This is a genomic window from Acinetobacter legionensis (assembly GCF_048552295.1).
Classification (GTDB): Bacteria; Pseudomonadota; Gammaproteobacteria; order Pseudomonadales; family Moraxellaceae; genus Acinetobacter.
Genome location: NZ_JBIMCW010000025.1, coordinates 1 through 23,022, shown reverse-complemented (window position 1 = coordinate 23,022; position 23,022 = coordinate 1). Strand labels below are relative to the sequence as shown.

Sequence of the window (23,022 nt, the reverse complement as noted above, 5' to 3'; positions counted from 1 at the left end):
GATTTTTCAATCTGTTTTATACATAACAAGATGCATACTTTTGAAATAAATAGGGTCTGTTGACAATTCGTCTATGTTTGCGAGTATTTTGAATTGGACTTCACCGTAATTTTGTTTTTAAGTAAAATTTTTAATGATGGGGATGAAAACAGACAAAGTATTTGCTAAAAGCAGTGTCTAAGCTTTAAGTCGCAACTCGATCATTTATATTCTAAATTGATATCTTATTGAACTTAAAGCGTTGCATTGAAAAATGAAGTTATTATGACTGACAATTATTTAAGGTAAAAAAGTTTCCTGTAAATAGCTCCACTGCATTTTTCCTTGAATTTCTTCAATAAGCGCACATGAACGTCGAACTAGAACTCCTGATTCCTTGGTATGTTTTTCAGTATAGGTGAGAACAATGCTTTGTTCAGTTTGCATCAAAATTTGTTCATCATAAATTTCGATCTGTAGATCTTGCATCTTGCCCTGATTATTGCTAAACAGACCTTTGACATCGGCTAAGGACAAGCGCTTTCCAGCTGCACCGACCATCTCAAAATGATCGGAAAAATATTCAATAAGTAGGGGAAGATCTTGTTCTGTATGTTTCCCGTTAAAAATACGTTCAATCAGTACGTGCATGCTATGTATACTTTCAATTGCATCTTGTTTTGACAGCGGCATATCCATTTCCTATGAGAGGTGTATTTTCTATATTATGTAAAAATAAATGTAAAATTCAATATTATTTTAAAATTAAATTTTTAACGTATGTTTCAAGAACCTTCCAAAAAATAATTTCCAATTTTTAAAATATATTATCTTATTGATATATAATAATTTAAATAAAATAAATTTGTTCAAGTTGAGCATTGTGAAGTAAAAGGTATAACTATATACTTAAAATAACATGGAAAATTCCATGTAAAAATAACTATAGTGGGTTAAGCTTTTATCAAGAAGGTGGATAGGAAATGGATATTTCCTTAAATACGCGACATCTTCTTAAAGATACCAATCATAAAAATGCATGGACAAGGAAGAAAAATGGATACTCATTCACCAGAGTCAACGGGCTCTCATTCAAATACATATGCATGGTATGTTGTTTCACTTTGCATGTTGGCTTATATATTTTCATTTATAGATCGGCAAATACTGGCATTGATGATTGAACCAATTAAGGCTGATCTAGGATTGTCAGACACCCAGTTTAGTCTATTGCATGGTCTCGCCTTTTCACTGTTTTACGCCTTTATGGGGTTGCCACTGGCCTATTTGGCAGACCGATTTTCTCGACCAAAAATTATTGCAGTCGGGGTAGTGTTTTGGAGCATTGCAACTGCATTTTGTGGCTTAAGTAAAAACTTTATTCAACTGTTTTTAAGCCGTATGGGGGTTGGAGTGGGCGAAGCTGCTTTATCTCCAGCAGCGTATTCAATGTTTAGTGATATGTTCAGTAAAGACAAATTAGGCCGTGCTGTTGCAGTCTATTCAATTGGTTCATTTGTCGGTGGAGGGATTGCTTTTCTGGTCGGTGGTTATGTGATTGGCTTGCTTAAAAATATGGACACCATTCAGGTTCCTTTATTTGGTGCATTAAGAGCATGGCAGGCGGCATTTATTATCGTAGGCTTACCTGGGGTGTTTATTGGCTTACTGGTGTTGCTTACGGTGAGAGAACCGCAACGCAAAGGTCAGCGTTTAAATGCACAAGGTCAAGTTGAAAAGACCAATATGAAAGATGCGTTTAAGTTTATCAAAAAACATAGTCGTACTTTTACTTGCCATTATTTAGGTTTTACTTTCTATGCAATGGCGCTGTATTGCTTGATTAGTTGGTCACCAGCATTTTACATGCGTAAGTTTGGCCTTACACCGACAGAAGCAGGCTATATGCTAGGCACGGTGTTATTGGTGGCAAATATTCTTGGCGTATTCTGTGCAGGCTGGCTCAATGACTGGTTTATTCAAAAAGGACGTAAGTACGCACCAATGATTACCGGTGTGATTGGAATTGTGGGATTAATTTTACCAATTATGGTCTTTACCCAAGTCAATGAGCTGTGGCTTTCTGTGGTATTTCTTGTCCCTGCCATGTTTTTTGCCTCTTTCCCAATGCCAATTTCAACCACAGCAATGCAAATGCTGGCACCGAATCAGTTGCGCGCACAAATCTCAGCTGTATTTTTGCTGATCAGTAATTTGGTTGCAGTTGGAATTGGTACCACGTTGGTGGCATTGATTACAGATAAAATTTTTGAAAATCCACTGATGGTGGGGATGTCTTTGTCTATCGTGGGTACGATTTCATGTGTGTTGGCATTTATCTTATTGAAAAAGGGCTGTAAGGCATTTAGTGCCAGTATGCAGCAGGAACATGCCTCTTAATTCAATGGTGTTCTCAATCAGTCACAACGCCCATTCTTTGTAATGGGCTTCGTGACTTGTTTGGTCAATCCATAATCAGGAAGTGAAAGAATGGAACAGTTTTTCAAATTAGATTATCTGGATGAACTGCTATTGTTTAAATCGGATGATTATCAAACCATTAAAGATCAGGTCAGTTATTATTTAAGCCCTCATCGTTTTGAGGTGGAAGTGCGTGAACCGCTAAATACCCGTTTAAATGGTTTTCGCTTTGGAAATTGTGCCTTGTACGATCTTAAATACAGTGCTCCTGTGATAATCACCATTGATGAGGTTTCTGATTTTTATTTATTTCGATTGACACTGGAAGGCCAATGTAAAGTCGGTATAGAAGACCAACAGGTGCTACAGTCAGTCGGGATTATGTCAATTACGCATCCACATACTCAACAGCAAATCCAGACCAATCAGCATTGCCGAAATATTATTTTAAAACTTGCTCAACATGATGTAGAAACCCAATTGTTTAAAATGTTGGGGCATACCAGTCATGAACTGGTTATCTTTGATATGAGTCTGTCCTGTACCGAGGAAGGCATAGACTCGATTATTGAAACCCTCAATTATTTGTGCCATGCCTATTATCATATTCAAAATTGGAGCTTTATCTCAGCAAGTTTTACCCAGTATTTAATTGAACTGATTTTATTAAAGATTCCAAATAACTATAGTGACCAGCTTAATTTGCAAAGACAGCATATTTTGCCCGGCTATCTAAAAAAAGCACAAAAATATATTCAGAATCATTTAGAACAACCGATTTCATTAGCGGATTTAAGCCAGTGTTGTGAGGTGTCGATCCGCACATTGCAAAAAGGCTTTAGTCAGTATTTACAACAAACCCCAGTCGAGTATATCCGTGATCAGCGACTTGAACGGGTACATTTGGCTTTACAACATGCACAAACCAATGAAACAGTGACGGATATTGTGCTGCGTCATGGCTTCCAAAGTTTAGGGCATTTTTCTACGCTGTATAAAAAACGCTATGGGTGTTTGCCCTCTAAAACTTTAAAAATGAGTCCTGTTCAAATGAGTACAATGCTTTCGTAACCCGAACACGTGTTGCGTGTTTGGATAAGCCAGCAGGTTATTGCGCTTCTATGATGAATTGAAATAAATCAGGAAGAGCAATGATGAAAATTACAGTTTTAGGTGGCGGCCATGGATGTTATGCAGCTGCGGCAGAAATGGCTGAAAAAGGGCATGAGGTGCTGTTATGGCGCCGTGATTCAGATGCTTTACAACAACTTGCTGCCACTGGGCAATTAAAGATTAAGGATTATCAGGGTGATCGTACTGTGACGGTGGGTTTTGAAAAGAGTCAGATTAATTTGTCTGATGATTTGCAAAGCGCCATTGAACATGCCGAGTTGATTATTATTCCATTACCTGCGACCACACATGATGATTTAGCCCATCAAGCAGCGCCATTTTTTAAAGCAGGGCAAGTGGTGTACTTACCACCAGCGACATTTGGTAGTTTTATCTTTGCCAAGGCGATGCAACAAGCAGGCAACACTGCGCAAGTGGCATTTGCAGAAACGGGAACTTTGCCTTATCTGGTGCGTAAACATGGGGTGAATCAAATTGTGATTAGTGGTTATGCGACCCGGTTACCCACAGGCGTGTTTCCAAGCGTATTGTCACAACATGCATTTCAAGTGCTTAAGCAGGCATATCCTAGCGTTGAACCCGTTGAAGACAGCTTAAGTGGTGCATTGATGAATGCTGGACCGATTATTCATCCACCTCTGATTTTGATGAATGCAGGTCCACTTGAACATTTTGAAGCGTGGGATATTCATAACGAAGGTACTCAACCCTCAATTCGTCGTGTCACCAATCAACTCGATGCGGAACGAATGCAACTGCGTGAAGCATTGGGATATACAGCACCACATTTTCCTTTGGCGGATCATTATAATCATGAAGGTGAGGGTGATGAATGGATGTATGGACGTGGGGCACATGGAAAATTAACCGACAGCGGTGACTGGCGTGAGGATATCGACTTAGATTCACATCGCTATATGTTAGAAGACACTCGTTTAGGATTATCTTTTTTAGTTTCTGTGGGACGTTGGGCAGGTGTTGCAACCCCTGTTGCTGAAGGATTGTTGAATATCGCGTCAGCGGTCACGGGTAAGGATTTATATCAACAAGGGCGTACTTTTGAGCGTTTAGGTCTTGCGGATAAAAGCCCAGCAGAACTGCAAGCGATTTTGCAACAAGGTGTCTAAAATGCAGATGATCGAAAAAATTGCGGTGCTTGGCGCTGGACGTATGGGCAAAGCCATTGCGATTGCATTTGCCTATGCAGGACTAAACGTTGATTTGATTGATGCAAAACAACGTAGTGAAGCTGAATTTGAACAATATCAAACTCAAATTCGTGCTGATTTACAGCAAGAGTTACAGTTGCTTGAGAAAATTCAGTTTATTCAAGCGGAGCAGCAAGTTTTTGTTTTGGATAAGATTGCGATTTTATCTAAACAAGCTGCTACAGGCATATTGCCAAGCTGTGCGTTGATCCTTGAGGCTGTACCAGAAGTAAAACAAGCCAAACAAGAAATTTTTGCTTGGCTGGATCAATATCTTTCACAGCAGTGTATTGTGGCTTCGACCACCTCCACATTTTTAGTGACGGATATTGCGCAAATGATTTCGCATCCTGAGCGAGTAGTCAATGCACATTGGCTAAATCCTGCTTATCTCATGCCTTTGGTGGAGTTAAGCCGTTCTGACCAGACCTCAAATGAGGTGTTGACTCAGCTTAAGCAATTTCTACAGGCGATTGGTAAGGTACCTGTGGTTTGTAATGCCAAGGCGGGCTATATCGTGCCAAGGATTCAGGCCTTGGCAATGAATGAAGCGGCACGTATGGTTGAAGATGGAGTCGCTTCGGCAGAAGATATTGATATTGCTATTCGTACTGGTTTTGGTTTGCGTTTTTCTGTTTTAGGCTTATTGGAGTTTATTGATTGGGGCGGTGGCGATATTTTATATTATGCCTCGCAATATTTGCAAAAAGAGCTGGGTGAGCGTTTTTGTACACCTGAAATTATTGCGGAAAATATGCGGCAGCAGCGTAATGGCCTTCGTGAAAAGCAGGGCTTTTATAATTATGCGGATGTGGATATTCATCAATATAAACAAGATGTCTTACGCACCTTTTCAGATCGAATTGAAAAAAGTAATTTAAAACCATCGTTCAATATTTTACAGTCCGCAACGTGATGAACCGAACAATTCGCCCATTGCATTCAGCGAATGGGCGTTTATTTACAGCTTTTAGCTTGATGGCATCAAATTGAATAGCTTTTTCAACTGTGCATTTAACTGATGCAATTCTTCATCTTCAAAGGCATTTAAAATCCCAGATAAAGTCACTTGGCTGATTTGATTGATCTGCTCTACCAGTTCTTTGCCTTTTTCTGTGAGCTTGACCATCGAAATACGTTCATCAGACTCTGACGAAAAAACCTGCACAATATCATCTTCAACCAAGCGATAAATGGCTTTAGTTGCTGTGGTCAATTTAAGGGTAGAGAGGTTGGCAATTTCGGTAATACTGGCTTGTTGCAAAGCATTGGTACTTAAAATGATTTTACGACGTGTATTGTCGATACCTAATTTTTTTATTGATTTTTCAATAAGTTGTGTATATTTACCATTCACTTGAGAAATCCAAAAGAAAGGATAGCTTTGTAAGCTGCTAGGTTCATTATTAGGTAGAAATTGTTCTAAATGAGTAAGCATAGCAAAGTGATAACTTTATAAAGATGAATATTCATCATTATACAAAAATTAAAGAAAAAATCTTTGCTCTTTCTGATAAAAATATCTTGACAATTACATTACTTTTTCCGATATTGGTATTAAGTACAAAAATACATGGAAAAGTGAATGAATATTGTTGTACAAGACGTACAAATAGGACACGGTGCTTTAAAAGTCATGGTGAAAGATTCTATTGATATTCAAGGTCTTAAAACCATGATCGGGAGCAAAGCCTTGATGGATAAGCCTTCTGCAACAAAAAATGCAGAAGTGGTAGAGCGTATTTTGGCAGAGGATTGCCAAATTACTGCAAAAACCAATCTGCATGAGCTGGCTTTTGGAATTACCGGGATCAATCCTGTTTTTGGCACTGCAATCAATCCTCAATATCCTGATCTAATTCCAGGTGGTTCATCGAGTGGGTCTGCTGCTGCCGTAGCCGCAGGTCTGGCTGATTTTACTTTAGGTACCGATACTGGTGGTTCAATTCGTATGCCAGCGGCATGTTGTGGCGTGTATGGTTTTAAGCCGACATTCAATCGCGTCAGTCGTCAAGGGATACATCCAGCCATGAGTTCGCTGGATTGCGTGGGACCATTTGCAGCTTCGGTTGCAATGATTGAAACCGCGATGCAGATAATTGATCCAAGCTTTCATACTTTGGAAAAATTAGCGCATGCACCAAAACTGGCTTGGCTTGAGGTAAATGCAAATCCAACGGTATTGAACTGTATTCAGCATTTTCTTGCTCAGGCGAATCTGTCAGCTACACCAGTGAAATCTGAATGGTTTGAACCTGCTTATGATGCAGGGATGCAGATCATTAATTATGAAAATTGGCAGGCGTATGGCGAGTTAACCAAAACTGGTTTATTGGGTGACGATATCCATGCTCGCTTGCTTAAATCTGCGCAAACCACTGTGCAACAAGTAAAAGAGGCGGAAGCGGTCAAAGCACAATTTATCAATGAAATTGATGGCTTATTAGAAAAATATGATGCTGTGTTACTGCCAACCCTTCCGCAAATCCCACCCAAATTAATCGATGCAGAACATATGGTCGCACTGTTGAACTTAACTTCATTGGTGCGTCCATTCAATTTATCTGGACATCCTGCAATTTCAATACCGCTCAAAACCAGTGAAGGGCAACCAGTGGGTTTACAAATTGTGGCGAAACGAAATTCGGATGAGCTGGTCTGTGCAATTGCGAAATATATCGTGGATGCAGCGCAATAAATGACAAGGAGTTGGGTAATGAATAATTTATCGACAAAGGAATTTGTAATGGACACAACAATAACGGAATTAGAAGCACTCTGTCAGGAGATTCGAGAACGTGCTTGTACAGGCGAGTTCGATAACCAAGCGTATGTGAGTCAAGACATTATCGATAAGTTGAAACAGATTGGTGTTTATCGTGCATTGGTACCAAAACGTTTTGGTGGCAATGAATGGTCACCTCAACAATTTTGTGAATTGATTGAGCGTCTGTCTAAAGCGGATGGGTCTGTGGGATGGGTTGCGAGTTTTGGGATGAGCCCTGCTTATTTGGGTAGCCTGCCTGAAGCAACACTTGAAGAATTATATAAAGAGAGCCCAGATATTGTATTTGCAGCAGGTATTTTTCCACCGCAACCCGCAGATTTAAGAGCTGATGGTGTGGTGGTAAAAGGTCGATGGAAATTTTCAAGTGGTTGTATGGGGGCAGATATTATTGGGGTGGGGATTAGTCCACAGGTCAACAACACCACACAAGGTCTCCCACGCTTAGCAATTATCCCTGCAAAACAAGCGAAAATCGAAATGACTTGGGATACGGTCGGCTTAAAGGGAACAGGCAGTCATGATCTACTTGTGGATAATGTTTTTGTTAACAATGACTGGACCTTTATTCGCGGTGAACCGTCTAAACTTTCGGAACCATTTTTTAAATATCCATCACTGTCATTGGCAACACAGGTGTTAACTGTGGTCGGGATCGGTGTTGCAGCAGCAGCGTTGGAAGAATTCCAAAAGTTAGCGCCAGGGAAATCATCCATTACAGGTGGTGCTGAAATTGCCAGTCGCCCAGTCACTCAATATGAATTTGCCCAAGTCGAAGCTGAGTTTAAAGCAGCACGTGTTTGGTTCTACGACACTATGCAAATCGTTTGGAATGAAATTATTGCAGGTGGTACGCCAACGCCAGAACAGATCAGTGAGATGCGTTTGTCTTGTACCCATGTTGCTCGAGTTTGCGCACGCGTAACGCGCAAAATTCAAATGCTGGCGGGCATGACTGCAATTTATACCCATAACCCATTTAGCCGTTTTGTGAATGATACCAATGTGGTGACTCAGCATGCCTTTATGGGCGATGCCACTTTACAAAATGCCGCTTTGGTGAGCTTTGGTATGCAGCCAGCACCAGGTTATTTATAAGCCGAATTTAAATAATCACGAGATGTCCAAGGATGAATATGACATGAATAGCCAGATGGATTTGACCGCTATCTTACAACGCTTAGAGCAGCTCGAAGCGCAAAACGCGATACGTAATTGTATTCATCGTTATATGGAAATTTGTGATGGATTAAATGCCAAGACTGACCTCAATGAATTAATGGATTTATTTGATCAGGACAGTATTTGGGAAGGAATTGGTGAGAAATATGCGCAATCTTTTGGTCGCTATGCTTCATGGCAAGCCATTTTTGACATGTTTAAAAGCTATATCCAAACCGAATCACATTTTGTGATGAATGCGCATTTTGTCAGTTCAGAACAAATTTATATTGCAGGCGATCAGGCCAATGCAAGCTGGTTGATGTTGCAAACCTCGACCTTTCTCAATGGAGATAGCCATTTAAATGCCGCAAAACTCAGTGTGAAATTTAAACAGCAAACCGATGGTCTATGGAAGATCAAACATTTTCAGACTGAAAATATTTTTAGTCGCCCCGTGTCTCACTGGAACAGTACAGCGATATTGCCAGTACCGTCTCAGCAATAAGTTATGGATAAATTGAAAAGGATAATGGATATGAACAGTATTATTCCAATGCAGAATATTAACATTGATTACAGTGAGTTAGTTCAAAGTGATCGTGCACATACCTCTTTATATAAAGATGCGCGTGTCTTTGATGATGAAATGGAAAAGATTTATTACAGCACTTGGGTTTGGGTGGCACATGCCAGCGAAATTCCAGATGGTGGTAGCTATAAAACTATTAATATTGGTAAGCAACCTGTGGTCGTTGTACGTGACCGTAAGAAAAAAGTCCATGTATTGCTCAATCGTTGCCGCCATCGTGCAGCAACGGTATGTGAACATAAAAAAGGCAAAACCAACAGTTTTGTTTGCCCATATCACGGATGGAGCTATGCACTGGATGGTTCATTACGTGGTGTACCTTCGCCTGAAAGTTATGGTGAGTGTCTGGATAAATCAGAGTTTCCATTGATTAGCCTACGTGTTGAAGAATACAACGGTATGATTTTCGCCACCTTCAAAGATGATATTGAGCCTTTAGCGGATTTCTTGGGCGCTGCGAAAAAATGGATTGATTTGTTTATGAAACAAGGCGCAGGTTATCCAATTAAAGTATTGGGTGAACATCGTTTCCGTTTCCCAGGCAACTGGAAAATCCAACTGGAAAATACCACCGATGCTTATCATTTCCCCTTGGTACATAAGTCGTTCTTAAGTTCAGTCGATGAGAAGACTGAAGAGTTATTTAATTTTGAAAATCAACCTGGCTATGTTGAAGACTTAGGCAATGGTCACAGTGTCATGGTGATGATTCCTGAGCTGGTGGATTTAGATGAAGAGTTGATGGAACGCCCAATTCAGGAACGTTTTGAAGAGCTTGCACAAGCGTTACGTGATGAAGGGCATGAAGAACTTGAAGTACGCCGTATTGTACGCGCTGTGGGGGGCTCTGGTTTTAACTTAAACCTGTTCCCGAACATTGCCTGTTCAATGGCCTTCTTCCGTGTTATGCAACCGATTTCAGTCAATGAAACTGAAATTCATCATTCCGTGATCACGATGGATGGTGGTCCACAGATTGCCAATCAATATCGCTTACGTCTACATGAACATTTCCAAGGTCCATTTGGTTTCGGTACGCCTGATGACTCAGAAGCGTGGGAACGTGTGCAACATGGTGCCAATGCTGGTCAGGATTTATGGATCATGTTGAACCGTGGTTTACCCGGCGAAGTAAAAACTGAGGATGGCTTAAAAAGCGATGTCAGTGCAGAAACTGGAATGCGCGCTGCTTATCAGCAGTGGAAAAAGATGATGACGGCTTAAGGAGAGTAGCATGAACATGAATTTGCAATTATTAAATGAAGTGACTGCTTTTGTTTGGGCTGAAGCTGACATGTTAGATCACAGTGAATACCGTGAATGGCTCAATCTCTGGAATGAAAAAGGCGTGTATATCATTCCGATTGATCCGACGCTGAAGGATTATGAAAACAATTTGAACTATGCCTATGACAACAATCATATGCGTACATTACGGGTCGAACGTTTGGAAAATGGTGAAGCGATTTCGACTGCACCCAAAGCCAATACCGTCCGTAGCGTGTCACGTATCCGTGTCGTAAAAGATGAGGATGGTGAAATCATTTTACGCTGTGCACAAAACCTCCGTGAATTCCGTAAGGAAAGCTTAAAACATTACACCGCAGATGTGATTTTTCATTTGGTTCGTGATCCAGAACAAGGCTTTAAGATCAATCGTAAAATTATCAACTTAGTCAACTCGACCGATACTTTGGCGGGTATCAGTTACATCCTCTAGGAGCGCAAAAAATGAAACAGGTTGTTTTAGTCACGGGCGCAGCATCTGGTTTAGGGAATGTGATCGCCGAATATTTTGCAGCACAGGGGCATCAAGTGATTGTCTCTGCCAGCAGCTTAGAAAAGGCTGAAAATGCCAAAGCACGTAGTCCTAATGCAGAGAATATGTTTGCGTTAAAACTGGATATTTCAGTTGAGCAAGATTTTCATGCCGCAGTGCAGTGGATTCAACAAAAATTCAGCAAATTAGATGTGTTGATTAATAATGCGACGGTCACCAAGGCAACCCCAGTTTTAGAGATTACTGCAGCTGACTTTGACTGGATCACCCAAGTGAATCAGCGGGGAACCTTTCAGGCGTGTCAGATTATTGGCAAATATATGGCTGATCAAGGCTATGGTCGTATCGTCAATATGGCTTCATTGGCAGGGCAAAATGGAGGTACTGCAACAGGAGCACACTACGCTGCAACTAAAGGTGCAATTGTGACTTTGACCAAAATCTTTGCCAAAGAGTTTGCTGCTAAAGGCGTGACTGTAAACGCCATAGCACCTGGGCCAATGGAATCACCGATTGTACACAGTGTGGTATCTGACGAAAAAATGGAGCAATTTATTCAAAATATCCCAGTCAAAGCATTAGGTAGTATGGAATTTATTGCTGAAACCTGTGCCTTGTTGGCAAGCCCAAGCGCTGCATTTGTCACTGGGGCGACGTGGGATATTAACGGTGGATTATTTATGCGTTAAGCCTTGAGCGAGATGCATAAAAGGGAGATAAATCATGGCTACACTCTATAACGTGGTTGTCAGAAACCGTCATGTAGAAGGTGGGAATGTTGCAGTCATGGAGTTTGAATCTGCAAATTCTGCCACATTACCAAAAATTGAAGCAGGTGCGCATATTGATGTGCACTTACCCAATGGTATGGTGCGTCAGTACTCACTATGCCAAAACCCAAAGGATGTTGGCATATTCAGACTGGGGATTTTACGTGATCCAGAATCGCGTGGTGGTTCAGTATCGGCTTTTGATGATTTAAAAGATGGTATGCAAATACAGGTCAGTGAACCCAAAAACCTGTTTCCATTAGTCAAAGCCAAACATGCTGTACTGGTGGGTGGGGGGATTGGAATTACCCCTTTGATCACCATGGCCTATCAATTGGTACAAGAAAATGCATCTTTTGAACTGCATTATTGCGGGGCAAGCCCAGAGCAATGTGCCTTTGTTGATGAAATTAGAAATAGTGTATTGGCGCCATTTACCACCTTTCATTTTAAATCGGAAGGGGCCAGCCATCGTGAGTTTTTTCAATCTGCCATTCAGGACATAGACAAAGCAAGCCATATCTATACCTGTGGTCCCAATGGATTTATGGATTGGGTGATTAATTTGGCTTTGACACAAAATTTTCCTGAGCAACAGATTCATAAGGAATATTTTCAGGTTGAGGTTGAAACCAACGGTGATGCATTTGAAGTTGTTGCTGAGCGTAGTGGCAAGATCATCATGGTCAATGCCGAAGAAACCATTCTGCAAGCACTGGCACGTGAAGGGATTGAGATTGAAATGTCTTGCGAACAGGGCGTCTGCGGAACCTGTATGTGCGATGTGATCGAAGGTGAGCCTGATCATCGCGATGTGTATTTTACTGATGAAGAAAAAGCCAGTAATGAACAAATACTGGTGTGCTGTTCCCGTGCAAAGTCAGCACGATTGGTACTGGATATTTAATTGCTTTTAACAGGACTAAGCAATTTCAGATACCGAGCTAAATAGGATAAAAGATTCAGGAGAGAATAATGAATTCATTAAAATCAATGGATGAAATCAAAATAGATCCAATGCAATTTAGACGGGCATTGGGTAATTTTGCTACAGGTGTGACCATTGTGACGGCACAAAATGAGCAAGGTGAGAAGGTTGGAGTCACTGCAAATAGTTTTAATTCAGTGTCTTTAGACCCACCACTCATTTTATGGAGTATCGATAAAAAATCATCGAGTTTTTCTGTATTTGAGCAAGCTACGCATTTTGCGGTAAATATTTTATCGGGTTCTCAAATTGAGTTATCCAATAAATTTTCCCGTCGCAATATCGATAAGTATGAAGGTACAAGTTATCAGGTTGGTGCAGGTCAATCACCAGTTCTAGACCATTGTTCAGCAGTGTTTGAATGTGAACGACATGAAATTATTGAAGGTGGTGATCACTGGATTATTATTGGCAAAGTCGTTAAGTTTCATGATCAAGGGCGTAGTCCGTTGGTGTATCACCAAGGTGCGTATTCAGGTGTGATTCCTCATCCATTATTACAGCTTAAAGATACTGTAGAAGCAGAAGACTTAGGCGAATTACACCAAGGGCATTTATATAGTAATGTCTGTTATTTAATGAGTCGGGCGTTTAAATTTTATCAGACCGATTATATTCCGAAGCAGTTAATCACTGGATTTCGCACCAGTGAAGCAAGATTATTATTGGTGTTAGGCAGTGGTACCGCATCCAATAAAGCAGATTTACCACGTGATATTGCCATGCCGATGCGTGAGATCGAACAAGCTGCGCTTATCTTAAAAAAAGATGGTTTATTGATTGAAACGGAAGGTTTTTTTAAGTTAACGGAAAAGGGCAAGAAAACCGCACATTATCTGTTTGATATTGCCGATAGCCATCAAAATGAAGTTTTTGAAAAATATCCTGAAAATGAAAAGGAAATTTTTATTAAAATTTTAAAGGATATTGCGGGGATTGTATAAACATCAACTAACCGACAAATATCTAGATGAATTTGTCGGTTATTTGGATTGATTGAGATAGAATTTTTAACGGTGTTGGAAAAAACAAAGCAAAGCTACTCAAATTATTGAATCGATCTGTCCAAGGGGAATGGATATGAATCAAGCTAAAGAAAATGAAATTGTGCAGTGGAAGCAATCTATCCAAAAGGTTTGTGGTGATTTTGAAACGACCTTTGATAAACAAAATAATTTATTTATTGGTGAAGTAAAGTTCTTCCTATTGGGTGAGACAGAGGTTGCTTTTATAAAAAGTAATGCCAGTCATATTTGCAGAAAAAGTGGTATGCCTGATCGAGTGAAAGATCGTTTCTGTTTTTTGGTAATTCAGTACACAGGCAAGATGCGGATTGTTTATAAACAGCAAAATATTGATTTAAATGAAGGAGAGATTACCTTACTTGATCCTGATGAAACGATTGATATGTATCCACAAGGTTTATTTAGTCATGTTTCAGTGCATTTATCGCGTGAGAAATTATTCAAGCAAGGCATTACAGTTGATCATTTTGGCAAATTAAACACTTCCAATATGAGTGGGCATTTGCTGAAAGGTATGTTGCAAAATCTATCATCTGAAAATATTGAACTTTGGTATGCAAAAGAGGATGGCAATGCTTTTGAAGATGCCTTGATTGCTTTAATCAAACCGACAATTAACTATAAAAATATTGAAATTTCCAGTCATCTCAAAATAAAAGCAGAGCGATTTATTTTTGAGCATCTCAATCAGCAAAGTTTAAATGCACAAATGATCGCAAATCACTTAGGGATTTCACTTCGGCATTTACACCGATTATTTGAACATCAACAGCAATCTGTACACAAGTTTATTCAAATGCATCGTATCGAAAAAATTCAGTATGAATTAAAAGATGGCAAAAATAAAAGTCTGTCGATTACTGAAATTGCTTTGAAGTGGGGATTTGGTGACAGTGCTCATTTCTCAAAATTGTTCCGTAAGATGATCGGGCTTTCACCGAAACAATATCGCTTAAAAGTGTAGTCGATGAATTTTTAGATCTACTGTCAATGTCACAATTTTGCATAAAGTGAGTCACGTTTAAACAAGAACATCCGCTATAATCATGGTGAAATCTTATTCAAGGAATTGGATGAGTAGGCAAGCATGATGCAAGCAGAATATGACTATATTATTATTGGGGCAGGGTCGGCAGGCTGTGTGGTCGCAGCACGATTATTACAAGCAAACGCAGGACGAGTGCTGGTTTTAGAGGCGGGGACGAAGGACAATAGTATGTTCCATACGATCCCAGCAACAGTGATCAAAGTATTTCAACAAAAATCATGGCCGTATATGACGGTTCCACAAAAACATTGTAATCATCGTGAAATGATTCTTGCACAAGGAAAAGTCCTTGGCGGAGGGAGCTCTGTCAATGGCATGGTGTACTGTCGTGGACAACGTCAGGATTATGATCTATGGGCATCTGAATGGGGCTGCAACAAGTGGTCTTATCAAAATGTGCTTCCATTTTTTAAAAAAGCTGAAAAAAATGAAAGCCTTGCGGATGAGTATCACGGACAAGAGGGTATTTTGCCTGTCAGTGAAAATCGTTATCGTCATCCTTTAACACTTGCCTGTATTCAAGCAGGTCAGCAAATGGGGATGAAATATGTCAATGATCTCAATGGATGGGATCAAGCGGGTGTCGGCTTTTATCAAACCACAACCCTGCATGGTGAAAGAGCCAGCACTGCAAAGACCTATTTAAAAGCGGTTGAACATCTTGCAGATATTACTGTGGTGACCGATGCACTGGTTCATAAAATCGAAACACATGCTGGTCGGGCGACAGGTGTAACCTATAGCATTGCTGGAAAACCCACTGTTACTGTGCACGCAAGCAAAGAAATTATTGTCAGTGCTGGTGCAATTGGTAGTCCAAAAGTTTTATTACTCTCAGGTATTGGTCCAAAACAGCATTTAAATGAACTGGGCATTGAATGTATTCAAGACTTACCTGTGGGTGAGAATTTTCATGATCATTTACATATGTCAGTGAATGCAACTGTTAAAACCAAGAATAGCTTGCTTGGGGAAGATCAAGGTTTAAAAGCACTACGGCACTTTTTACAATGGCGCTTTACCCGTTCTGGTTTATTAACGTCTAATATTTTAGAAGGCGGTGGCTTTATTGATACCAATAACCATGGCCGACCTGATGTACAGTTCCATTTCTTGCCAGTACTGGATAATTTTGATAATACGCCAGGTGAAAAAGCAGTGGCACAAGAACATGGTCTCACCATTAAGGTTGGACATGTACAACCCAAAGCACGAGGCAGTTTACGTTTAAGCAGTAAAGACCCAAATGCTTTGCCGATCATTGATCCAAACTATTTAGGTCATCAAGAAGATATTGATGCCAATATTCGCGCGGTTCAGGCAGGGCTGCGTTTACTACAACAGCCTGCATTAAAATCTATAGTCAAAGATATTATTGAACCAGCAAATATCGATCCCGATGACATTGCTGCGATTGATCTGTGGATGCGTCAAAATATTAAAACGGTCTACCATCCAGCAGGCAGCTGTAAAATGGGCAATTCTTCACAAGACTCCGTTACTGACCAAACCCTTAAAGTGTATGGTTTTCAAAATTTACGCGTGATTGACTGTTCCATTTGCCCACAAGTACCAAGTGGAAATACCAACGCCATTGCCATCATGATTGGTGAGCGCGGTGCTGACTTTATTCTAAATGCATAATTGAATCTCATAGAGATTGCTGAACCTAAATTGCCAAGATTTCTATATAGAACACAGGATAACAAGATGAACCAAGTACAAATTTTAGCGAGTGTCCAAACTTTTTTGCAACGTCAACACGGTCATTTTATTCATGGACAACATATTGAAGTCGATGATACGCGTACTCGAATTGAGCTGGTTAACCCAGCAACGGAACAGCCTGTTTCAAGTATTGCGATTGGGACTAAACTAGATGTTGAGGCCGCTGTAAACAGTGCGCAAGATGCTTTTCTACATGCTTGGGCCAATACATCACCTTATGAGCGTGGGCAAAAGCTGAATAAGCTTGCTGATCTGGTTGAACAGCATGCGGAGGAATTAGCACAACTAGAAACTTTGACTACAGGCAAGTTGATTAATCTTTCTCGACACTTAGAAGTTGCTCAGACTGTCGTGTTTTTAAGATATTTTGCTGGTTGGGCCACCAAGATTCATGGTCAAACCATGCAACCTTCTATTCCCTCAGCCAATGGTGAAAAATATACAGCTTATACAGTGCGTCAACCTGTTGGGGTTGTGGCAGGAATCGTGCCGTGGAATTTTTCCTTGATGATCGGATGTTGGAAGATTGGTTCGGCATTGACAACGGGTTGTACAATCGTGCTTAAACCTAGTGAGTTCACAACACTTTCATTATTACGTTTAGCCGAGCTTGCAATAGAAGCAGGCATCCCCGCAGGTGTGATTAATATTGTCACAGGCACAGGAGAAACTGGCCAATATTTAATTGACTCTAAAAAGATTAAAAAAGTCTCGTTTACAGGTTCTGTACCCACAGGAATTGCGATTGGTAAACAAGCGATGCATAACGATTTAACCCGTGTCAGCTTAGAACTAGGCGGAAAAAATGCAGCTGCGATTTTAGCGGATACTCAAATCGATGAAATTTTACCAACACTGTTACAAGCCAGTTTTGTCCATCAAGGTCAAGTGTGTGCAGCACCAGAACGTTTTTTTGTGCATTGCTCTAAATATGAAGAGTTTATTCAAAAAGCAGCCGGAGCTCTTCAACAATTTAAAATAGGTTCACCACTGGATGAATCCTCTATGTTTGGTCCACTTTCAAATAAGCCACATTTTGAGAAGGTTAAACATTATCTGGATCTTGCTTATCAAAATAATCAAATCATTTGTGGTGGTAAAGTCATTGCAGGAACAGGCTATTTTGTAGAGCCAACTTTATTAACAGTGCGGGGTATTGACGATCCATTATTTATTGAGGAAACATTTGGACCTGTGGTGGATGTGATTGCTTTTGAAAGTGATGAAGAGTTAATTTCAATGATGAATCATTCTCGTTTTGGTTTAACTGCAAGTATATGGACCAATGATTTGGCGAAAGCTTTGCGACTCATTCCGCAAATTGAAGCAGGCTCAGTCTGGGTGAATATGCACACATTCCTTGATCCTGCCGTTCCTTTTGGTGGTGTCAAAGCGTCTGGTCTGGGTCGTGAATTTTCAGACGCATTTATTGAGGATTACACTGAATTAAAGTCAGTGATGATCCGTTATTAAAAATGCACAATATTATTTAAACTGGCAAATCCAGTTAGAAAAAGGTAGCAGCATCAATTGCTACCTGTAGGAGGATTTTGCCTCAACAATAAGGATATTGAAGATGAATAAGAAAATACTGGGTCTGATTTTTATTACGCATACAAGTTTTGCCAGTGATCTGCCAACTGTGAATTTAGGTCTATCGAGTTTTGTAGACGGTGCAGTTCCAGCAGGTAGTGGTTGGTATGCACAAACCTATTTTCAGAATTATCGCGCGGATAGTATTCGCGATACACATGGCAACAAAATCGCACTCCCTCAGTCAGAGATTGATTATCAATCGATTGTTCAGCAAATCAGTTATATGTCAGATATCAAATTGGGTAGTGGTAATCTTGGCTTAAATATGGTGATTCCTGTGCTGGCACATGTAGATGTGGATGATGGCCTCAATAATCAAGCTATTAAAGCAAATAGGGGACTGGGCGACATTATTATCGGCCCTTTTATCCAATTTGATCCAGTGATGGGGCAAGACGGGCCTAAGTTTTCCCATCGTTTTGAATTTCAAATCAATTTACCTACAGGTGAATATGATCATAATAAGGATATAAACCCTGGTGCCAATGCAGTGTCACTTGATCCATACTGGGCTGCAACCTATTGGCTGAATCCCAAATGGACACTTTCGACACGCTTACACTATCTTTATAACTTTAAGAATAATGATCCAAATTATAGTTTTGGGAATGCTGAAGACATACAGGCTGGGCAAGCGTTACATGCCAACTTTGAAAGTAGTTATGCAGTCACACCACAGCTTCGGTTAGGAATAAATGGATATTGGCTCAATCAAATCACAGATACACAGGTGGATGGTGAAAATGTCAAAGGACGACGTGAACAGGTATGGGCGATCGGTCCAGGGGCGATGTATAGTTTTTCTCCCCATGACCATCTTGTTGCAAATGCTTATTTTGAACAAGATGCAGAAAATCGACCACAAGGGACCAGTATGATTTTTCGGTATGTACATCATTTTCAAAAATGATGGATTTGATAAGCTTTAAAATCGAAACAGCCCAATATATCTATATATTGGGCTGTTTCGATTAAAAATTAATAGGTTAAAGTCATACTTTGTTGTGTTGCTTGATCAATTTGCTTTTGGCTTACTGCATCATCCTTACATTGATAGTTTTCAAATAATGGGAGCTGATCGGCAAAGTGTGTATCGGTCTTTCCATTGCGATGAATAAATCCACTTTGACCAGGTGCAAGAATTGAACACATGCTGACTTGATTGGGATTGAGTACCACTCTAAAGGTTGCACTCCCTGTATTCCCATAGGTGCTCAGCTGTTGTTGATGCGCCTGATCAGCCCATGGAATACCCACTGAGTTTTTGTTGGAGAATCCCATTGTGGCAACAGGAATTTTCCAATCATTGGGTTGATCTGAATGATATTGTTTTGAAAGCTGAATTAAGGTGTTTTCCAAGGCAGTTAACACCACATCATCTGCTGATTGTCCTTTTAAGAAATCAACGGTTTGAGCAACACTGGCTTGTTTGCCTTGCAGCGCATTCCAGATCAGTTTAGATGCATTCGCAGGTTGTGTACTCCGTGGGTCATTATTTACTGGGTAAAGGGTATCTGTGTAACGCGCATAAATATTTTCAGATAAATTTGGTTTAAGCACCAATTCAATCATTTGATTGAGCCATGTACGCATAATGACAGGTGCTGCGCCTTGATAGAATTTAGCCTCACTGTCAGGACGAAGTTTGAAGTCCCAACTCGCCAATATCGGTGCGATTTTCTTTGCTAAAGGTGATGCGTTCGGGCTTTGCGCAGCTTTGACCATATAGGGAATAAAATAACGCGCATTCAGATCCGACCAAGCGCCCATTTTATTGATATCCCAAATGTCTTGTTGGCTTAATTTTGCTTTACTTTCTAGGGGTTCAATCAGTTCATTGACACGGTCAACATGAGAGAAGTTGGAGGAATCGGAACGTAAATCCGCATAAGCTTTATTGTTCCAACTGCTAATATAGCCTTTTTCAGGGTTATAGGCTTTGGGATTATGTGAGAAATCATAGAAACCCTGCCATTCCATTGAGCCATCACCTTGAGCAGGCAGTTGAATATGCTGGTTTTCAGGGCGGATCGGTAAACGACCCAATGCAGCGACACCAATATTATTTTGGGTATCGGCATAAAACCACGTAATCGAAGCCGCGACACGTTTGGCTTGATCTAGGAATTCTTGCCAGTTGCTCGCTTTTGCTGCATTGGCCCAGCCCAGTAATGTTTCAATCTCTACACCTTCCCAGCTACGTTTTTGTGCATAGGCGGTATGATTTTTTTCATCCCATGTGCTGACAAAGCCTTGTTTACTTTGATACACATCTAAAACATGGTCTGGTTGATTACGGACTTTAATTTTGATCTGTTGATGTTCAAAGGGAATATAACTGCCTTGATAGCGGTACTGTTTTGAATTACTCGGATTTAAGCTGAGTTGATAGACGTCATTGGTATCAAGCGAACCGACAGTTGAACCCCAAGCAATTTTTCCATTGGTTCCAAATAGAATTGCAGGTAGACCGACAGGGGTAATCCCTGTGAGATTATAGCCCGCACCATGTAACCCAACCGCATAAGTAATGGCAGGCGTGTACCAGCCTTGTTGAGGGCCATTATATAAAACCGTTTGGCCTTCTACCGTTTTATCTCCTTTGACCACCCAAGCATTACTGGCTGTAGGGACGCCATCAACCACACTTTTACCCAATGCAATACGCGCTTGAGCTAAATAGTTTTTGGCTGCTTGGTCTGAGATAGGGGCTATACCTTTTAACATGTGTTGTTGACGTGCTAAAACTTGTGGTTTTGCTTTAGATTGAATAATTGTAGGAGCACTCGGATCATCTAACCAACGTAATTGCTGATAAACTTTTAATCCTGTTTCTGGACCTTTTTCTTTTTGTAGTTGAGTCAGTAAATCTAAATTTGAGACTTCTGAACTGGCTGAAAAAAAGCGATTGAGAATTAAGCCCACCCAGACCATTGCGATATCTTCTGGCTGCCATGTCGATGGTTTAAAGTCATAATCAATAAATTCTTTAGGCAACAGCTCCGGATTGGCTAAGACCTCTTGGACACGCTTATTAAAACCAGCGGCATAGCCATCGAAAATGGCACGATCTTCAGGAGAAAGTCGGGCAATTTGTTGTTTAATCTGTTCAGGATTAAAACGACTATGGGTTGCAATATCATATTGTAGATAATCAGGGCCGAGAACTTCAGCAACAGTGCCTAAACCTGTACGTTTTGACATTTCCATTTGAAATAAACGATCAGTTGCGACTGCATAAGCATAGCCATAAAAAAGACCATAAGTATCCTTGGCATAGACATGCGGTGTGCCAAAATTGTCACGTTGAATCGTGACCTGTTTTTGCACTGGGTTTGATTCTAAACGAGAGGATGAACTACATCCTGCAAGCAATAAACAACTTAAAACACCTAATTTGATTAAGTGGTGTTTATCGCTCAGTTGATTATTTGAGGGGCTTTTTTTCAATTGAAATATCCTTTTCATTATTGTTGAGAAATAGAGTGTTGGGAAATAAATGCTTTTAGATGTTTTCTAAAAACAGTAGATTTATCGATATGCAGGTCCTGATTAAATAAAATGATTGTTATTTTTATATGTAATTTTCTATTACTTTGTGGGTATATATTTATACTTTTAAATAAATAGACTTAATTTTATCTCATCATTTTATTTTAAATATGCTTTCTCAAGTCTTGATGAAATGCCAAAAAATAAAGGGATATGTTCTATCCCTTTATGCTGCGTCAAAAATTAAGTGTCAAAGCTCAGTCGTAAGAATTTCAGAGAGAAATTTTTCAAGTGCAGCATTGAATGCTTCAGGACATTCAATATTTGAAATATGCGATGCTTGAATTTCCACAAGTTGGGATTGCGGAATGTGCTGTTGCATAAATTGCCCATCTGCAACTGTAGTTACAGGGTCTTGCGTTCCTGCAATGACCAAAACTGGAATCGTGATATCTTTGAGTTGATTGCGGACATCCGCTTTAGCCAAAGCCTCACAACAATTAGCATAACCTATTGCGCTGCCAGCACTTAAGTCGTTACACAGATTATTGACAATTGCAGGATGACTTTGAATAAAGGGATCTGTAAACCAACGTGATGCAGCGGTTGCTGCGATGCTGGTTAAACCTTGTTCTCGGACAAGTTGGGCACGATCTAGCCATGCTTGTTCTTGTCCAATTTTTGCTGCGGTATTACTGATAACAACAGCATTAAATCGTTGTGGATAATGGATGGCTAACCATTGACCTGTTAACCCCCCCATAGAAATGCCACAGAAACTGGCTTTTTCAATATTTAAATGATCCAGTAATCGAATCACATCTTCAGCCAATTGGGGCAAGGTATAAGGATCTTGTGGCGCAGATGAAGAACCATGTCCACGGGTGTCATAGCAAATGACAAAAAAACGTTCTTTAAAATAATTGAACTGCTTTTGCCACATGCCATAGTTGGTCCCTAAGGAATTTGAAAAGACCAGTGCAGGGGAATTAGGGTTTCCAAAACTTTGATAATTAATCTGTGCATCCGCTGATTGAAAAGTTGGCATTGCTCGTTCCTTAATTTTGATCAACACGTTGAATAATGAGTGCAATCCCTTGCCCGACACCGATACACATTGAACATAGGGCATATTGCCCCTTGATCTGTTCAAGTTGATTTAAGGCAGTGGTCACCAATCTGGCACCTGATGCGCCCAAAGGATGACCTAAGGCAATTGCCCCACCATTAGGATTGACACGTGCATCATCATCTGCCAAACCTAAATCACGGGTGACAGCCAAAGCTTGGGCAGCAAAGGCTTCATTTAGCTCAA

General features: G+C 40.3%; 20 protein-coding genes and 1 pseudogene. 16 read left to right on the top strand and 5 right to left on the bottom strand.

Going from position 1 to position 23,022, the window contains the following annotated elements:
- Positions 1-279 precede the first annotated feature (279 nt).
- Positions 280-672 (bottom strand): DUF4440 domain-containing protein, encoded by a 393-nt coding sequence (locus tag ACG916_RS16940; RefSeq protein ID WP_419328769.1) that lies wholly within the window; start codon positions 670-672, stop codon positions 280-282.
- Between the two features lie 363 nt (positions 673-1,035).
- Here ACG916_RS16940 and ACG916_RS16935 point away from each other — a divergent pair, with 363 nt between their 5' ends.
- The 4 genes from ACG916_RS16935 (at position 1,036) to ACG916_RS16920 (ending at position 5,658) form a co-directional block, all read left to right on the top strand.
- Complete coding sequence (locus tag ACG916_RS16935) at positions 1,036-2,379, top strand: spinster family MFS transporter (RefSeq protein ID WP_419328767.1); 1,344 nt, start codon at positions 1,036-1,038, stop codon at positions 2,377-2,379.
- Positions 2,380-2,469: 90 nt separating this feature from the next.
- The gene (locus ACG916_RS16930) at positions 2,470-3,471 is read left to right on the top strand and encodes an AraC family transcriptional regulator (protein WP_419328765.1); all 1,002 of its coding nucleotides are present in this window, start codon (positions 2,470-2,472) and stop codon (positions 3,469-3,471) included.
- A gap of 83 nt (positions 3,472-3,554) precedes the next feature.
- Positions 3,555-4,661, top strand: coding sequence for an NAD/NADP-dependent octopine/nopaline dehydrogenase family protein (locus tag ACG916_RS16925; RefSeq protein WP_419328808.1), 1,107 nt, complete (start codon positions 3,555-3,557; stop codon positions 4,659-4,661).
- Position 4,662: 1 nt separating this feature from the next.
- Positions 4,663-5,658, top strand: a complete 996-nt coding sequence (locus ACG916_RS16920; protein WP_419328763.1) for a 3-hydroxybutyryl-CoA dehydrogenase — start codon at positions 4,663-4,665, stop codon at positions 5,656-5,658.
- A gap of 54 nt (positions 5,659-5,712) precedes the next feature.
- Here ACG916_RS16920 and ACG916_RS16915 read toward each other — a convergent pair whose 3' ends face one another.
- Positions 5,713-6,180 (bottom strand): MarR family winged helix-turn-helix transcriptional regulator, encoded by a 468-nt coding sequence (locus ACG916_RS16915; protein WP_419328761.1) that lies wholly within the window; start codon positions 6,178-6,180, stop codon positions 5,713-5,715.
- A gap of 147 nt (positions 6,181-6,327) precedes the next feature.
- Between ACG916_RS16915 and ACG916_RS16910 the strand changes: the two genes are divergently transcribed.
- The 12 genes from ACG916_RS16910 to ACG916_RS16855 all read left to right on the top strand — a co-directional run bounded on the left by ACG916_RS16910 (position 6,328) and on the right by ACG916_RS16855 (position 19,125).
- Positions 6,328-7,440: an amidase gene (locus ACG916_RS16910; RefSeq protein ID WP_419328759.1), complete on the top strand. Its 1,113-nt coding sequence runs from the start codon at positions 6,328-6,330 to the stop codon at positions 7,438-7,440.
- Positions 7,441-7,458: 18 nt separating this feature from the next.
- The gene (locus ACG916_RS16905; RefSeq protein ID WP_419328757.1) at positions 7,459-8,625 is read left to right on the top strand and encodes an acyl-CoA dehydrogenase family protein; all 1,167 of its coding nucleotides are present in this window, start codon (positions 7,459-7,461) and stop codon (positions 8,623-8,625) included.
- 43 nt (positions 8,626-8,668) lie between these two features.
- A complete protein-coding gene (locus ACG916_RS16900; RefSeq protein ID WP_419328756.1) occupies positions 8,669-9,196 on the top strand; it encodes a nuclear transport factor 2 family protein in 528 nt (175 codons plus the stop codon).
- Between the two features lie 30 nt (positions 9,197-9,226).
- On the top strand, positions 9,227-10,504 hold the full coding sequence (locus ACG916_RS16895) for an aromatic ring-hydroxylating oxygenase subunit alpha (protein WP_419328754.1): 1,278 nt from the start codon (positions 9,227-9,229) through the stop codon (positions 10,502-10,504).
- Between the two features lie 10 nt (positions 10,505-10,514).
- Positions 10,515-11,000, top strand: a complete 486-nt coding sequence (locus ACG916_RS16890) for an aromatic-ring-hydroxylating dioxygenase subunit beta (RefSeq protein WP_004721595.1) — start codon at positions 10,515-10,517, stop codon at positions 10,998-11,000.
- An 11-nt stretch (positions 11,001-11,011) separates the two neighbouring features.
- Positions 11,012-11,749, top strand: a complete 738-nt coding sequence (locus ACG916_RS16885; protein ID WP_419328753.1) for an SDR family NAD(P)-dependent oxidoreductase — start codon at positions 11,012-11,014, stop codon at positions 11,747-11,749.
- 34 nt (positions 11,750-11,783) lie between these two features.
- The gene (locus ACG916_RS16880; RefSeq protein ID WP_004721592.1) at positions 11,784-12,737 is read left to right on the top strand and encodes a PDR/VanB family oxidoreductase; all 954 of its coding nucleotides are present in this window, start codon (positions 11,784-11,786) and stop codon (positions 12,735-12,737) included.
- Positions 12,738-12,802: 65 nt separating this feature from the next.
- A complete protein-coding gene (locus tag ACG916_RS16875; RefSeq protein WP_390883196.1) occupies positions 12,803-13,762 on the top strand; it encodes a p-hydroxyphenylacetate 3-hydroxylase reductase component in 960 nt (319 codons plus the stop codon).
- 136 nt (positions 13,763-13,898) lie between these two features.
- Complete coding sequence (feaR, locus tag ACG916_RS16870) at positions 13,899-14,807, top strand: transcriptional regulator FeaR (RefSeq protein ID WP_419330655.1); 909 nt, start codon at positions 13,899-13,901, stop codon at positions 14,805-14,807.
- A 126-nt stretch (positions 14,808-14,933) separates the two neighbouring features.
- Complete coding sequence (locus ACG916_RS16865) at positions 14,934-16,535, top strand: GMC family oxidoreductase (protein WP_336954168.1); 1,602 nt, start codon at positions 14,934-14,936, stop codon at positions 16,533-16,535.
- Positions 16,536-16,601: 66 nt separating this feature from the next.
- Positions 16,602-18,092, top strand: coding sequence for an aldehyde dehydrogenase family protein (locus tag ACG916_RS16860; protein WP_224965224.1), 1,491 nt, complete (start codon positions 16,602-16,604; stop codon positions 18,090-18,092).
- 103 nt (positions 18,093-18,195) lie between these two features.
- The gene (locus ACG916_RS16855; protein ID WP_224965225.1) at positions 18,196-19,125 is read left to right on the top strand and encodes a SphA family protein; all 930 of its coding nucleotides are present in this window, start codon (positions 18,196-18,198) and stop codon (positions 19,123-19,125) included.
- A 68-nt stretch (positions 19,126-19,193) separates the two neighbouring features.
- Here ACG916_RS16855 and ACG916_RS16850 read toward each other — a convergent pair whose 3' ends face one another.
- The 3 genes and pseudogenes from ACG916_RS16850 to ACG916_RS16840 all read right to left on the bottom strand — a co-directional run.
- Positions 19,194-21,683 carry a penicillin acylase family protein gene (locus tag ACG916_RS16850; RefSeq protein WP_419328751.1) on the bottom strand — a complete coding sequence of 830 codons (2,490 nt, stop codon included), beginning with the start codon at positions 21,681-21,683 and terminating at the stop codon, positions 19,194-19,196.
- 274 nt (positions 21,684-21,957) lie between these two features.
- On the bottom strand, positions 21,958-22,755 hold the full coding sequence (gene pcaD, locus ACG916_RS16845) for a 3-oxoadipate enol-lactonase (protein WP_419328749.1): 798 nt from the start codon (positions 22,753-22,755) through the stop codon (positions 21,958-21,960).
- A gap of 10 nt (positions 22,756-22,765) precedes the next feature.
- A pseudogene (locus ACG916_RS16840) lies at positions 22,766-23,022 on the bottom strand (acetyl-CoA C-acyltransferase); the annotation flags it as partial.